6 protein-coding genes are annotated in these 16,120 nt (G+C 43.6%); 1 reads left to right on the top strand and 5 read right to left on the bottom strand.

Going from position 1 to position 16,120, the window contains the following annotated elements:
* Nucleotides 1–215: 215 nt before the first annotated feature.
* The 4 genes from BLCOC_RS03700 to BLCOC_RS03685 form a co-directional block, all read right to left on the bottom strand.
* Nucleotides 216–1,595 (bottom strand): M56 family metallopeptidase, encoded by a 1,380-nt coding sequence (locus tag BLCOC_RS03700; protein ID WP_115624451.1) that lies wholly within the window; start codon nucleotides 1,593–1,595, stop codon nucleotides 216–218.
* Between the two features lie 8 nt (nucleotides 1,596–1,603).
* Nucleotides 1,604–1,963 carry a BlaI/MecI/CopY family transcriptional regulator gene (locus BLCOC_RS03695; RefSeq protein ID WP_018595166.1) on the bottom strand — a complete coding sequence of 120 codons (360 nt, stop codon included), beginning with the start codon at nucleotides 1,961–1,963 and terminating at the stop codon, nucleotides 1,604–1,606.
* A gap of 35 nt (nucleotides 1,964–1,998) precedes the next feature.
* On the bottom strand, nucleotides 1,999–3,432 hold the full coding sequence (locus BLCOC_RS03690; RefSeq protein ID WP_115624450.1) for a C40 family peptidase: 1,434 nt from the start codon (nucleotides 3,430–3,432) through the stop codon (nucleotides 1,999–2,001).
* A gap of 533 nt (nucleotides 3,433–3,965) precedes the next feature.
* Entirely contained in the window at nucleotides 3,966–4,241 is a 276-nt protein-coding gene (locus tag BLCOC_RS03685) for a helix-turn-helix domain-containing protein (RefSeq protein ID WP_115624449.1), read from the bottom strand.
* A 123-nt stretch (nucleotides 4,242–4,364) separates the two neighbouring features.
* On the opposite strand from BLCOC_RS03685, the gene BLCOC_RS03680 reads away from it, so the two are divergent.
* On the top strand, nucleotides 4,365–5,531 hold the full coding sequence (locus BLCOC_RS03680) for an AIPR family protein (RefSeq protein WP_115624448.1): 1,167 nt from the start codon (nucleotides 4,365–4,367) through the stop codon (nucleotides 5,529–5,531).
* A gap of 198 nt (nucleotides 5,532–5,729) precedes the next feature.
* On the opposite strand, the gene BLCOC_RS03675 is transcribed toward BLCOC_RS03680, so the two are convergent.
* On the bottom strand, nucleotides 5,730–15,665 hold the full coding sequence (locus BLCOC_RS03675; protein WP_115624447.1) for a cadherin-like beta sandwich domain-containing protein: 9,936 nt from the start codon (nucleotides 15,663–15,665) through the stop codon (nucleotides 5,730–5,732).
* Nucleotides 15,666–16,120: the final 455 nt, after the last annotated feature.

Raw genomic sequence — 16,120 nt, 5'->3', positions numbered from 1 at the left:
ACAAAACAACTGACAGATTCCTTACAGATTTCTTACAATGCTCTAGCAGGCCAGTCATTATGAAGGTTTCAAACTTTATGGACTACTAGCTAAAATAGGAGAAGCACCTGTGGTACTTCCCCTACTGTCTCATAGATTCATATTTCTATCAGTATAAAGCATATTTGACCTTTTTACAAGCCGAACCGGTGGGCATTTCCATATGCATGATCTATCTATTTCCTATCGTCCGGAATGTCTACCACTTTCCAGATTTCTCTATAACTTATTGCAGAAATCTTTACGCCATCCCTGCTATTGCTGGCATGTATTACATTTCCATCGCCCAGGCTAATGGCCACATGATCGGGCACATGATCCCTTGCGTAAAAAACAATACTGCCCGGCACTGCCTCCTCTGGAGGAATATCCCGGCCTTTTTCTGCCACCTCAGCCATATCTTCAGGAAGCAGTATCCCAGCCTCCTGATAAACTGCCCTCACGAATCCCGCACTGTCGGTTCCGCCCAAAAGATTTTTTCCACTGTATATATAAGGTTTTCCCACAAGTGTCCTGGAAAGAAGCGCGATCTGCTCTCCCAGTGTATCTCCTCTTTCCATTTCGGAAGGTAAGACCAGACTCTCTCCCTTGACCCCCGGACTCGTAAAAAACAGTACCGTTGGCAGTATCACAAGCATCAGCGCACCTAATACATTACTGCGTGTCCAGCTTTTCATTTTCATGATCGCCTTAAGCCTGCCTGCTAACTGTTTTTCTGAAAAGCATACATTTGAAGCACTCCCCATCCCCCGGTTTTCTTCCATTCTGATAAGAGTCATGGCATACTGCTCCCTGCTTTGGGGGTGAAGTGTTTTTACCACCTTCTCATCACAAGCCAACTCTATATCACGCTGTGCCAGAAAAAAAAGTATCCACACAACAGGATTTAACCAATGTATACAAAGCGCGGCTGCCAGCAGATACTTCAGCCCCACATCCATTCTTTTGATGTGTATCCACTCATGCTCCAGTACATAAGTCAGCGCTTCCAGATCGGACATATCCATGCAGGATGGCAAAAGGATCACAGGCCTCAGGATACCATACGTCATTGGGGAGGATATGGTATCTAAAGTCCTTATCCGAACATTCCTGATACATCTGTGCTTTGCCTGCCAGTGCTTTACGCCTATATTTTCTGCCGGCAGGGAAGTTCTGGCATGGAGCAGGAAACGGATATGTATGGCTAGAAAAACACAGCCGATAACCAGGATTCCTGCCAGCCAAAGGCATATTGGAATCTGTATCCCCTCCGCACCTGCTTTTGTAACTGCCGGTGCTGCACGTGTGATCCGTCCTATCCCACCTTTTCCTGTCTCCTGAAGTCCCTGCGCCGTAATGGCACTGCTTATCTCGAAAGATCGGCTGCTTTTTTCCAGAACCGTATACAAATTCCATCTGGTCTCCACTGAATAGGGAATAAGAAGCCTGAAGGCTGCAGCCCACCATAAAAACACAAAGGTACGTTTCGGTAGGCGGTAAAGTAGAAACATTCTGAAAAAAACTGCCGTCAATATCAGAAGGGATGCCTGTGTACCCATTATCCAAATACGCATCACACACCTCACTTCAAGTCTTCTACCAACTTTTTCAGCCGGACGATTTCTTCATGTTTCAGCTTTTTATTGCCTAAAATAGAAGCAACCAGCAAATCCGGGGAACCGTCATACATTTTATCTATCAGCTCATTCGTCTCAAACTCTCTGGTCTCCTCAATAGTCACCAGGGGATGGCAGAGAAAGTTAGGCTCTATTCTTTCTATGGCTCCCTTATCTATACATTTCTTTATCACTGTATAAGTTGTGGTCTTGCTCCATCCAATCTGTTCTTTCAGTTCCGCCGCAATTTCTTTCGCGCTGATATCGCCCTTCTTCCATAGCAAATCCATTACCTTTAGCTCCGAATCAAATAACTTTACTGTCATGGCAAAACACCTTTCCTGATATGTTTAATATTATTTTAACCTATCAGGCGTCTAACTGCAACTATCGGCATATAAGCAGCATTATCACTTACCTTGATTCCTCCTTTTGGATAAGGCGAGCTGTTGGCAGCGTGTACAATCTGGCCGCCTCCCATATAAATAGCCACATGCCCTGAGTAGAGGATCAGATCCCCTGGCTGGGCTTCAGAATAAGATACACCTCTTCCGCACTGTTCCTGATCCCCCGTATAGTGTGGCAGGCTGAATCCGAAATGCTCATAAACCTTCATGGTAAAGCCAGAACAGTCCACCCCATTGGTGAGGCTCTCTCCACCCCATACGTATTTGTTGCCGACAAACTGCAGCGCGTAGTTGACCACATCCTGCCCGCTGACACCTCCGTTCTGTGTGCTTCCTCCGACTTGTGTATTTCCTCCGGCCTGTGTACTTCCTTCGGTCTCAGAAGAATCATCGGTCTCAGAAGAATCATCTGTATCAGGGGTAGTGCTGGAATCGGACATCCCTGTGTCAATCCTGCCTGCGTTATCTTCATTGCCTGTTGAATCCCCATCAGCCTCCGTACCGTCATCCGTACCGCCTGTACTGCTGCCGCTTGCTGCGGAGGAATCCTCCGTCTTTCTGTCAGAGTTATCCTTACTCTGGTCATTTCGGGTCTCATCTTCCGAATTTTTCTCATTCTGCTTCTTTGCTGCCTCTTTTGCCTGCTTTTCCTCTTCTTTTTTCCTTGCCTCCTCAAGCTCTTTCAGCTCCTGATTCTGCTCCTCTATCAGCGCTTTATACTGAGCCGCCTGTGCCTGTACTTCTTCAATCTGTTTTTCATAATCATATGCGGCTTCCTTTTTCTCTTCCATAGAAGCCTCCATGGATGCCCTCTGCAGTTCCTGTTCATTCTTCATCTCTTCCAGCTCTGCCTTTTCTGCTGTGAGATTTTCTGATAATTCCCGGACCTGACTGATGGTCTCTGCATATTCTTCCAGACTTTTTCTGTCATAATCATATAGCTTCTCTGTATATTCTGCCTTGTTCAGAAAGTCAGACAGATCCTCTGCTTCCAGAAGAGACAGTGCCCATACTGCTGAGCCTCCGTTCTCATATATGTATTGAATCCTCTTCTTCATAGCCTCATACTGTTTTTCTTTCGCCGTTTCCGCTTCACCCAGCTTGGCGTCTGTCTCTGTGATCTCATTCTTTTTACCTGTTATCTGCTCATCCAGCAACTCAATCTGTGCCAGGACGCTTACAAGTTTCTGGTCCAGCGTATCAATGTCAGACAGCATTTGTTGTTTCTGATACTCCAAATCATTGACCTTTTCATTTATATCGGTAAGTTTCCTGGTATTTTCTTCTTTTTCCGCCTGAAGCTCTTCTTCCCTGGCTGCTGATACAGGCAGCTCCCCGTAATGACATAATGCCAAAGCCAATAAAATGCAGACAATTCTTTTTTTCATTATCTAAATGTCCCTTTCCTTTTTCATTTGTTCTATTGCAATAGAATATATTATTATTCTATTGTAGTAGAATGTATTTGTCAAGATTTTTTAATATTTTTGTAATAATTAGCATGGCTTTGTAGAGGAATGCCGGGACGCAGCATACCGGTAACACTATTTTTTAATTATATGAGAAAATCGAAAGGGATTTTAATAGTAGATGAAAATCACACAGGATTATACGAAAAGTTTTCACAGCTTCCATCGTTATCATAGAGGCATTGCCTTCCAAGTAATACAGCATATAGTCTTTGCCCATTTCCCCATAGACAGGGGCATGACATGGCGGCAATGTAAATGTGGGATAAACACTCTCCCGCTCCCAGAGTTATACCCGCTTCTGAATGACATACCCCAATTATGATGGCTCTATGCTGGTGATCATATGGGTTTCTCCCGCAGCATGAGAATAAAAAAAATAAGCCAGACAGTAATATCCTTATAAATTTTATTGAACTTCTTTTATTTAAACAATATTACAATCGCACTATTTATATTAGTTTTAAGATCTCTGCTATGAGTTCCAGTGTATCAACTTCTAAGGCAACTGATAATTTCTTTAAATTCTCCAACGACGGTATATTTTGCCCTGTCTCATAATTACCCAAAGTCTTCTCACTAATCCATTCTTCATTGTTAAAAAATTTTGCGCTCCTATCATCAATAAAACCTTGTCTCGACTTAGGTATATCTGTTAATTTTTTACGATATTCATATATTAAATTTCCCACTTCAATATTTTGATTATTTTTTTTACGTCTAGTCATGTCGTTATTATATCACATTTGGAACCAAGGTTCCTTACAAATTTAATTTGATTATGTTATATTTTAATCATAGCTTATGGTAATCCATCAAGCCAAATAAAAAATACAAAGGAGGACGTCAATATGACTTCCAAAGTACATTTTAAAGCGTATTCTGTTCGCACAATTAATTCACCCTCCCAAAAAGGGGTCACTACTTATTTTGCATATGTCAACTTCAAAGAACTTCCAAGTGATATCCCTCTTGAAGTAAACCCTCGCAAGCCTAAAATGAATACTGCTGTCGCAAAGGCTTTAATTAACGCAGTAAAATCTCCTGATACAGACTTTGATATCAATAATAGAGGTATTGTGATAGTTGCGAAAAGTTTTAACTTTAACACTACTAATAATGCGATAACTCTTGATCTGGACAATGATCCTGAAAACTATGGTATCCTTGATGGCGGACATACATATACTGCAATTATAGAAAATCGAGATGATCTTTCCGAAGACATTGATAAATTTGTCAAATTAGAAATCATTGTAGGTGATAATCTTACAGTTTCACGTATTGCTGATGCCAGAAATACCTCTGCATCTGTTTCAGATATAGCCTTATATGAACTTGACAATAAATTTGATTTTGTTAAAGAGGCCGTAAAAGACGAGCCATATGCTAATGACATTGCCATCAAAGATAATTCAAAGGAAAGATTGCAAATAGTCGAATTACTAAAATTACTTTTTACCTACAATATATATAGATTTTCAGATTCTAAAGATTCTCCAACCCAAGCATACTCTGGAAAGGCATATGTCTTCAAGGATATTAAAGCAGACTTAGACAATGGTACCGGGTATTATCACAATTTAGCCAAGTTATTACCAGAGCTGGTTCGTTTATATGATCGAATTGAGCTAGATTTCAGAAACAAATATTTAGAATATAATCCATCTGGAAAGTTTGGAGCAGTTCGTGGCATTGAAAAAAAGAAAGATGGAAAAGAGCCTTTTAAAACTCTCTTTCTTGAAAAGGACACAGACTATAAAGTAGCTTCCGGGTATATACTTCCTGTATTCGGTGCCTTCCGCGTATTAATTAACAAAGAGACACTCTCATGGAGGATCTCTCCTTTTAGTCTATGGGATAAAATTGGTGCTGATTTAGTTAAAAATACATTTGATAGCTCACGAAACAATCCTCAAGACGCTGGAAAAAACAGCTCGATATGGTCAAACAATTACGATAAAGTTGAAAATGAAATGTTCCGTCAAATGCTAGCTGCTTCTGAAAATATTAACTAACAATATATAATCCAGCCTATACATAAAAATATCAGATATTTTTAAACACCCTGCCATTAATATGACAGGGTGTATTCTAGTATGTATGGTTTTCTATTGATACTGCTGCAATATAATGAAAAACCTTAACAGAAGGAGCACACTCCCGGCGCTCCTCCTGTTTTTGAAAATTTCAATTATAATTCTGATACTGCTATTCTACTTTTTTCCTCTCTTTTGCCGTTTCACAGACAAAGTCAGGAGAACTGCTGCGGCTGCCAACAGCAAAATAACAAACAGCATAATAGGTGTATTATCTCCGGTTGCCACACTTCCGGTAAGCATATCCTTTATTTTGGAAATAATCGTTTTGGACTCCTCATATTTATAATCATCGGAGGACAGATACGTTGTATTTCCTGCCATATCTGTTATTCTTGCATATACGATAGTTACACCCTTTTTATTCAACGGTACTTTTACAGCAGAACGGTATGTTTTCCAGGTTAATTCCTCTTCTCCCATTTTTGAGATTTCTGTGATCCTCTGTGTGCTTACAGCATATTCCACACTTCTGACACCTGAGGGTTCATCATCAGAGGTGATTCTCATGGAGGGATCGCTTCCTCTCTTTATGGTCTTACTACTCCTGCTCTGAAGGCTGTCCCAGCTTTCCGTGCCAATCTTCAGACTTCCTGTGGGCAGCGTACGGTCAATCCTGATCACGGACTCCACATACTTGCTTTCTGTTCCTGCAGGGGAAACAGCCTTGAAAATCCAGGTGTGCTCACCTTCTTCGGTAAAGACAACCCCGTATTTTCCATCCTCATCTGCATCTATCTTTCTCCATTTGCTCTCCTGATCCTCTTTCCCTTTTTCACAGTAATAGAATGCCGGTTCGCCCAGTATTTTACCTTCATTGGCCACTGTCACGCCTACATCTCCTGCATTCCACCCCTCTGCATCTCCTGTGAGGTTCAGCTTCAGTATTGGTGGATTCTTATCAATATTGGAAATTGTCAGCGTCTGAACCTCTGTCATATTTCCTGAGGTATCCTGTGCCCTGTAGTAGATTATCGTGTTTTCTTCCACGGCAAATGGCTCACTGTATTGCTGCCAGTGTTCTTCATCTCCTACAGAATATTCGATACTGTCAGATACCATATCCGGATGAATGGTCTTTATAGAAACAGTAACCGGTTCTGCCGTAGGATCTGTCTTACTTACCTGTGTTTCAAAAAGCATGCCTGCCGGTACTTTATCATCCACATTGACACGAATGGAATTTCGTACAGACTTGCCCACCTTGTCTTCGGATGTGATCAGGATGTTGCCTCTGTAGGATGGTGATACTTCAAAAGTATAGATTCCTTCCTCTCCCGCCTCGGCCGTATACCCTGTCCCCGGCTCTGATTCCATGACAGCATTTACTTTTCCGATTCCTGAAAGAGCATCCGTTGTATGTACCAGAATCCTTAAGTTTCCTTTCCAGTTGCCGTCTGCTTCTTCGCCCGGTATTACATTACCTTCTTCATCTAATTTTTCATAAGTGATCCCCGTAATAACAGGCGGTGTCATATCAATATTTACAGATATGGGATTACTCTCCAAATAACTTCCGTCCTCTCTAAACAGACGGACCGCAATTCCATTGTCATAGATACCTTCTTGGGCAATCTCGACCAGGTTTTCTTTCCCCTGCTCCCATACGTTCTCTTCGCTCCAGGTGGTGCCATTGTCCGTGGTGAATCTGAAAGAGGCAAATCCTGCATCCTTTACATTTTCTGGCAAATTGATCCTATAGCTCACAGGTGTGCCGTACCAGTCACTTTCCGTTTCCTGATCTGCCCGTACCAGAGTCAGATAATTGTTCTCCTTTACCTCTTTATTATTGATCTTCAATGTATAGGTTCTTGTCTCCATTCCCTCTTCTGCGGATCGCACTTCAATGGTGATCACATTTTCCCCGTAGGAAAGAGGTACCTGGAGGGTTCCGTTCACAGTAGTCTCTCCGTTGATGGTCACAGCCGCTTCCGGATGGCTGCTGGCTGCTGTGATGACAGTTCCCGAAAGATTCTCACCATCTCCTTCATAATCCAGTGTATCCGGATCAAAATCTGCCGTAAATTTTACTTGTTCTGCGCCTAGGCTCTTTAATGAAGCATCTGCCCGGTCAAAATTCTGCATCAGCACTGTTGAGCGCACATAATTACCCGGCTGATCAAATGTCAACTGTCTGGATTCTGTTCCCTCTGCTCCAAGGTTCATCAGTTCATCTTGATTAACTGCCAGATATTTGGTATCTAAAAGTTTTCCTGAAGCGCTGTACAGCCCCACCAGAACATTTACATTCTCTGCTGTTGTCCTGGACAGATTCTTTACCGTGACAGTGGCTTCTGTGGAATTACTCTTTACAGATACCTGGTTCTCTGTGAGAAACTGTTTCCCGTTGTTCTTTGCCATCAGATCCTGGAATCTGATCATTTTGTCATTGTTCAGGACATTAGAATCCATGACCTTGTTGCCATCCTCATCTTCTATCCATAATTTGGCATATAAATTCATAGGGAGTGTGTCCGCGTCTGTAAGTTCATAAGCAAAATTCATGCTCAGACTATCCTTGTCAAGCATCTGTACCTGTTCCTGTGACAATTGGTACACACCTGTTCCTATTGGTTCCTGGGTTTTTCGGGTATCGGAGAGAAGTTTCACATCTGCTGCTACTTCTCCGCCGCTGCTCTTATAAAATCCAAGTTTTACTTTATATCCCGTCTTTGACAGATCATTTGCGCTGTCATTATAGAACTGCATCTGGAACTCTCTTATTTCATCCTGTTCTTTTAAAATATTTACTTCTTTTAAACTGATCCCCGCATCCGGTGTATCCAATACTATGGTTCCCTCTGTATTTTCCTCACCACTCTCAAAGGATGCGCTGACGGTATACTCAACGTTGGCAATATTTTTATCTTCCTCATTGGGTATAGGATAATTTCCACTGACCATCATATCCCGGCCCGGAAGCAGAGATACCGCTTCATCTGCCAGAACTGTATCCCCTGAGGTGATCTTAATCCTGTTTACTGTCTCATATCCCTGGTTCACCACATAGAATGATAGAGGAAGCAGTCCTCCTTTTTGAAGAGCTTCATTTTCATAGCTTACATGGTCCACTTCCATTTTGTTGTTCAGTGACGCACTTCCGCTCATTAGGATTGATGTATCTTCCGCAATATTAACTGGCTGTCCTTCATAGATCGTGGCCAGAGATGCATTGGATGAATCATAATAGGTTCCCAAAAGCATGCTGTTCAGCGTCTTTTCATCCTGGCTCCATACACTGAAGCTGTCTATGGATGTATAATCTCCCGGATCCGCTGCAACGGTTCCAGGTGTCATGACAATCCCTTTATCCGTATCTTTAAACATAGATACATACAGAAGGTCTTTTTCCGTTTCCTGTGAGGAATCCTCCTTCGGTGTCATATCAGATGCTGTCCAGGCGATTCCTGTATGTTCCAGAGATTCCCCTGCTGATTTTACAAATTCAAATCTGCTGCCAAGAGCTGCGCTGCTGTTGGTGTTCATTTCGCTTAAGCTGTCCGGGAAATCCGTCTTGACCACACCATCGCTGTCCAGAATCTTAAAACAGATGTCACCTACCGTAGAATCCAAATCTGCGTCATACTGATTCTGATACCAGGCTGTTATAAACTGGCTTCTGCCATCCACATTTGCAGCAGTGATCTTGGCATTTTCGTTTGTACCTTCACCCAGTGTAAGTCTGATGGAATCTGTAACCGTATCGTCCGCTCTCAGTGCCATAAAGAAGGTATCGCTTATCTCCTCCTCAGAGGATGCATCTTCTCTTTTTACAGTAAACGCGATTCCTGTATGGCCATTTTCATCCATAACTGCCTCAAGAGCGCTGATCGAACCGTTGGTTTCCCGGTAGATGGGTGTGGGTTCTGACCACTTTCCTTTACTGTAACGGCTGTACCACAGCTCATCCATAACATCATTATCCAGGGGATCATCCAAATTGGAACCTGCCATGCTCCGGTAAATAACCACTGCATCTTCACCGTTTGATGCGGCCTGGGGTGCCATATCCGCATTATTATTATCTGTCAGCCGAACAGAATTCCAGGAACCTCCCTCATAAACGGAAGCCACCACCTCCGAATCGTTCATCATCTGAGACATACCCACAGATGCCTCAGCATTAGAATATTCCCCCTGCTGATCCATGGATACAGGGCTTCTCAGCTTCTCCCATGCGGCCACGGCAAAGCTTCCGGTACCTGCCAGTGAAACATTGGAATCCGGCGTCTCCTCACCTGTCCAGTCTACGGGAATTGCCTGGGAGGGCGCATTGCTGCCCTGGCTCCAGTAAACCCTTGTTTGATTCAGATCCGCAGAATTCTGGTCACTCAACGCCACTGTAATTCCTCCGTCCCTGGTCACCTGGGGATATCCGTAAGGATAAGCCGGAGCCAACAGGGTATCAAGAGCCGTATGGTCGTCTTCCAGTGAAAACACGGCTGCACGCTGCAGATAGCTTCTGTCTTCTGCAAGAATAGCATTATCCACCTCGGCGAGTCCGCCGTTTTCAGACAACAGCATAGCATTGGGCGATACATTTCCTCCCCAGTCCGGAAGATCTGCCTGGGCGATCCATTGCTGGATAGCATCCCAGTTTCCGTTATAGAAGGTAAGCGTAGGCATATTGGTGGACGCCAGCACCTTCCTGTACTTGAAGAAAAATACCTTCAGCATAAATTCAATACCGATCACACCTGACAGTTCTGTCCTGTGTCCCTGGATCTGCTTGTCACTCTTCTGATAGGTCCGGCTCAAGAATTGACTGTAATGCTCCAAATTGATCTGTCCGAACATACCTATTTTCAGTGCCAGAATCGCCACATCAAAACCAAATCCCGCAAATGCACGCATATAGGCATTTACCCGCAGCGTGGTGAGAATATCTGAACCAAACTTATTGGTCTCCTGCGAGTAAGCGGCCATGGCCTTATAATCCAGCTCCATAGCAGCACCCAGTGCAAATTCTGCCGTGATGGGGACAATTCCCACCACAGAGTTAAAGGTCCAATGATATCCGAATTTCCCACCCAGTGTAAATCCGCTGTCTGTGATCACGAATTCAAAGGCTCCTGTCTCTATATTAAATATAATATCTCCGGCCATATAACCGGCTGCCCTGCCTCCGAAATCTGTATCTCCCGGTTTCTTCAGCGTTTTATTCATTTTCCCTTGAAACCGCCCTGATAAATTCTTCTCTTTACCCGTAACAGCCGCTACAAAAGCGGATGCATTGGCACCGGTAGTGTCACAGTCTATGGGATTCATGACCATATCTGTATCCATCCCCAGAAGATCTATATCATATCCCGCAAATGCATGGAATACAAAGGGATCCACCGTAGGCGTAACGGTTACCTTAAAGAAGGGTGTGTCTACTCCTGTATTAAACTTCTGAAGCCCCCTGCTCCCTACCTCACCGCCTTGGGAAGCGGCATCACCTGCGGTTGTCTGTTTTAAGTTTACATCCACGGTAAAAGGCTTGAACTGCTTTTCTTCGGTCACCTCAATCCCTATCATATTTGTTACAGGGAACGGCAGCGGTATAGACCTGACCATTTCACCGTTCTCATATAACTGGGATGTAAAGCGTCTGGAGCTTCCCATGTCTATCCCCGTATTCTCATCTACAGGCACCTCATTAGATGCTGTCATCAGGTCTGTAAAGGGATACTTTTTCACTTTAAATTCCTGCCGCCCCAGTTTCTTCTGTTCTTCATCTGTAAGGAAACACTGGAAATCAGAATCTGTATCCAGTCCCCAGCACAACATTTCTGTCTTCAGAGAGATTTTGGGATACTGGTTTGTGCATCCTATGGGTTCCTTTCTGCCCAAAATATCTAAGTCTCCCTTATTGGGATACTCTACCTTCTGTGCAGAGATATAGACTTTCTTTTCCGTATCCGTATTTTTTTCCAGATTTACGATACTGTCTGTAAAGCTTGCCCCTCTCTCTTGGGAATAACTGTCCACTGTTATCAGTCTGGGATAATATGCATCATCCGGTGTTCGGATATCGTACACAAATTCCAGATAGTCACCTGCATGCAGCTGTGTATGGGCATCCTCGTCTTCACTGTATAATCTGGTAACATCATAATAGAATTCCAATTCTCCGTCCTGTCCCAAAGTCGTCTCCAGACGATTGTCCATGCTCCCTTTCTGCACCAGGGGACAGTATTTCTGATTTTTATAAGCACCTCCAGTATAGGTGACCTTCCCCTTATAGGGATCTCCTTTTTCATCTTTCAGATATAATTTTACATGAGCCGCTTCATCCAATGTAATGTAGTTCACAGGATACAGCTCATCTCTTCCCTTGTCCTTCTCAGAGGAAACTAAAACATCCGGCTGAACAGTCCCCAGATAAAGGGTGGTATCCTCAGAACCGGAACGGGCCTGAACAGCATTCTCTATACCGTCCGGGTCATAGATGGCCGCCTGTCCCTGTTCGTTGGTACGAATACTTACCTCTTTTCCGTCTCTTCTCTCGTACGTAATGGTAGTTTCCTGCATGGGAGTAAACTGGAATAAATACAGCTTGTCTTTCAGGGTACTGATCTCTGTCGTCAGACTCATCTCTTTGCCCGTACGGCTGTGCACTGCTTTCACGGTAGCTGTTCCATCCTTTTTGCCGGACATCATGAATACCTGGTCCGGTGCCTGATAAGGACTGGCAAGTTTCTCAATATTTGTATATCCGGTACTGTCTTTTCTGTAGAGAGGCATCACGGAACTGTCATCCGATGACCAGGCAAATCTGTCTGCAGCCATATTCCAGCTACTGCTATCAAAAATCTTAACGGATTTATCCAGAGAGATTTGTCGGTTCATATCCACGATTGCCTGACTATCCTCGTCGGACCAACTGCCGTTATAATTTTTTAAAGTAGGAATCCTTTCCTCATTGGCAATGGCAATACTTGCGCCATTTTCTTCTCTCTCCCCGTCCACATTAAAAGCAAAAGCCCCCTCACGGTATACCTGCACCAGATAAGAATCCGTGGACCACAGCTTATCTTCTGTACCTTTATTTCGTACCTTTGCCGTAACAGTATAAACATCCTTAAGCGTTCCCTCGTCAACTTTGTCAACTGAAAATGCTGCAGATGTCCCCTCTGTGGTACTGTAAATCTCATCCCCGTTCTTTTTCACAGAAAGCTGGAACTCATAATCTTCTTCCGTATCCGATAAAGACCAGGAAACCGGAAAACTGTCTGTCTCACTATCCACCATGTAAAGCTTCTCCGGTGTGGTCAGACGCACAGAGGCAGGAACCGGACTGACTATGATTCCTCCTCTTGCGGACAATTCCATCTGAGGGTTATCCGGGTTGGGTGTATGTACTGCAAAGGTATATACCGGTAATCCGTCTTTTGACACTTTTGTCAAAACATTTTCTTCGATTTCTCCGGTTACGGTTTCCGTAAATTCATATGTTTTGATGATCTTGTCTTCTGCCGGAAGTTCTTTCTCTTTATCTGTATAATCTCCCTCATACAGATCTACAGTATAAACCTGATCATTTCCCTTACCGTTAAGATTACTCATCCAGTAAACAGATGCTTTTCCCTTTTTTCTGGCATGGACTATATCCATCCCTTTTGGAACGGCAATGGCCGGAGGCCCATCATTTACCACTGTGATCACAGGCGTCTGGACTGACACTGCCGGCGCAGCTTTCCTGTTATTAGCTGTTGCCGTAAATTGTACTTCACCTTCGGCCTTAGGTGTGATCACGCCGGTCATACGGTTGATCAGGGCCACATCTTCATTGCTGCTGGTCCATTCGATTCCGGGGAATGTAGGATTCTCTGTGGTTATACTGCATCCGAGTGTGCACGCTTCCTCCTGCACCATATACAGAATATTTCCATCCGGAAGGTTCTGAAGCTCCAATTCCCCCTCCTGAATCAGATTCACTGGTTTTACCTTAAATTCTGCCATATGGTTTGCTCCCACAAGGCAGGCATAATCCGATTTCACACCGGTTACCTGGGGAACCGTCACATCGGCAGCCGCCGGCATAAGAAACAGTTCTGCTCTGTAGGTCTGTTCCTCCGTCTGGGTATTATAGGGCAGGGGAATCTGTGCCGTCAGTTTACCATTCTTTTTAGGGTCTCCCTTTTCGTCCAGCTCCGGGGAGAGCTGATACAGAGTTGCCCCTCCGTCCAAGCTTACTTTCAGACGGTCCACAGACTCTTTTCCTTCTTTGTTGTAATCATTGGCATAATCATTCCAGAGCCAGTCATCATTAGGAGTCTGGTTATCATAAGTTACTGTAACCGTAACAGTCTGGTCCCCTTCGGTACCCGGGTCATAGGACTGCTTGTCCACCGTAATTCCTTTAATGTATTCCTGCACATATTTAGGACCGTCTGTAATGAACTTATTATTGGCAGTATCGAATCCCTCAAACTGAACCGTTCCCTTCCCCATATCCATGGCACCCATATTGGGTTCCTGGCTCCAACTGTAGTCTGCTCTGTTAAAGTTCGGATAGGTACTTTCATTTTCACTGCACATTAACTTTACGGCTTCATACTGATCCTTTGTCAACAGACAGGAAAAAGTATCGCCAAATCTTCTTCCATCATCCGTAGACAAAACACCGTCCTCAAATATACTCACAGGTCCCCCCAAGGATACATTTCCATTGGTCTGTAAAACACAGGGAATCATAGCATCTTCATAATAGATCTGGTCCGTTTCTGCCGGTTTTAAAGTTACCGTTGTTCCCGTTACTGGTTTACACATAGGTTTTAGTGAATACAGTGCGGAATATCTTGTCGTGGGTAATGCCGCTATAGTCTTTTTGTAGCCCCCATTCTTCACGAATGCTGGAAATCCTGTACTGTTTTCACTTAAATCTATATTATAAACCAGATTTCCGCTCTGATACTCCGGATAGGCCCCTATGCTTCCCCATTTATCGGAAAGAGATTGTCCGTCCTCACTCAAGGTGCGCAAATCATAAAAGACGCCCACACCATTGCCATCGTCACTGTCAAGATTCGCAGTCAAAAAGTCAATGACTTTTACATAACTCTGTGGCACGGAAAAACTATAAAAATAAAAATTCTCAGGTTCGGTGGTCGTTGTGGGATCATAGGCAGGATTGGGAAGGCTTCCTGACGTTGCCGTCCACGGACTGCCATCTAAATCTGCCAGATTTCCTTGGATTCCGGCCTTGGAATACTGGAAGCTTCCACCGTCTGTAAAGACAGCGCCTGTTACATTCGTAAACTCAACATAAAATAACTTATTTCCGTTCCACCAGGTACTTTCATCGTTCTCATCAATACTGTTTTTTGTAGGAATGGTAACAGAAGCTGTTGTCTCCCCTGCCGGGATGCGCAAAACACCTTTTTTCCCTTCATAATCCGTACCGTCCTTGGCAACCCCGTCCATTGTCCTGTACTCTACAAAAATAGTATGAGTGACCGCCTCCGAGATGGTAAGATTTACTGTAATCTCCTCACCTGCCGGAGCTTCTGCCAATTCATCCACCGAAAGGGTTACATCTCTGTTGATCACATTTGCCGCATTTTTAGCCTTTATGGTCAGCTTACCCTCATTGAGCTGCATAAGGAGGGAAGATATGGTTGCCTCCATTTCCGGTGTATATTCCCCTGTGTTTTCAGGGAAATAAGTGGTCTGATAATTGGACAGTTCCTCCTCGATCTGAAGCATGGTCTGCACATTTCCGAGAGTCAGCTCTGTTCCATCCACAGATACCTTCTTATCAAGATCAGCTGTTCCTCCCTGCAGATATTCCTTTATCTCTTCCAGAGAATACTCTCTTTGATCCATAATGATTTTTGACGTATTCATAGAGCCGTCTTCATTAAAAATGCCCAGGCTCTCCAGAATGTATTTCGCCTCCTGAGCCTCTATTTCCTGGCCTTCCTCCAGCTTCTTCAGGGTATCTTTTGCATTAGCCTCCTCTGCGGTACTATTAAAAGCAGCAAGAACCGAATCAGACAGTGAAGTGACCCCCATCACCACTGCCATAAACATAGCCAGATAACGCATTTTCTTTTTTCCTCTCATGTCTTCTCCTTTTTCTATTCACTTTTTCTTTCATACTACAGAATTATTATGATCGTAACCAAGCCGCCAAAGTGTGTTTTCCCTAAAATCTTCTTCCGCAGACAATGTACGGAAGCATTTTGAAAATCAATCACACTTAGAGCAGTCTTATCTTTCCTATAAGCTGCTCTTTTTTCTTCTGTTTCTGAATATAATATTTTTCTGAATTAATTATATCATAAACTTAAATTATACTTTCCAACCTCTCACACTACCGGCCATACCGTTCGACACACAACCGCTTCATCCGCCAATCGTGCTCGCGTGCTGCAGTGCCGCCGCTCTTCCTTCCGCCCATGTTATAATGGAGGTATTGTAAATAATAAAAAAGCGCCCATCTGTGAATATGGAACGCTTTACTCAATCTTTTATTAAAATAAATTACGACAAAAAAATAAGACTAACTCTCATAAGAA

The organism is Blautia coccoides, assembly GCF_034355335.1.
Taxonomy (GTDB): domain Bacteria; phylum Bacillota; class Clostridia; order Lachnospirales; family Lachnospiraceae; genus Blautia; species Blautia producta.
Note: the sequence above shows the minus strand (reverse complement) of the source record. Positions and strands in the feature narration are given on the sequence as shown.

Excerpts from the sequence above, each read along its gene's own strand:
- BLCOC_RS03700 (WP_115624451.1), bottom strand. The coding sequence starts at position 1,595 with ATGCGTATTTGGATAATGGGTACACAGGCATCCCTTCTGATATTGACG.
- BLCOC_RS03695 (WP_018595166.1), bottom strand. The coding sequence starts at position 1,963 with ATGACAGTAAAGTTATTTGATTCGGAGCTAAAGGTAATGGATTTGCTA.
- BLCOC_RS03690 (WP_115624450.1), bottom strand. The coding sequence starts at position 3,432 with ATGAAAAAAAGAATTGTCTGCATTTTATTGGCTTTGGCATTATGTCAT.
- BLCOC_RS03685 (WP_115624449.1), bottom strand. The coding sequence starts at position 4,241 with ATGACTAGACGTAAAAAAAATAATCAAAATATTGAAGTGGGAAATTTA.
- BLCOC_RS03680 (WP_115624448.1), top strand. The coding sequence starts at position 4,365 with ATGACTTCCAAAGTACATTTTAAAGCGTATTCTGTTCGCACAATTAAT.
- BLCOC_RS03675 (WP_115624447.1), bottom strand. The coding sequence starts at position 15,665 with ATGAGAGGAAAAAAGAAAATGCGTTATCTGGCTATGTTTATGGCAGTG.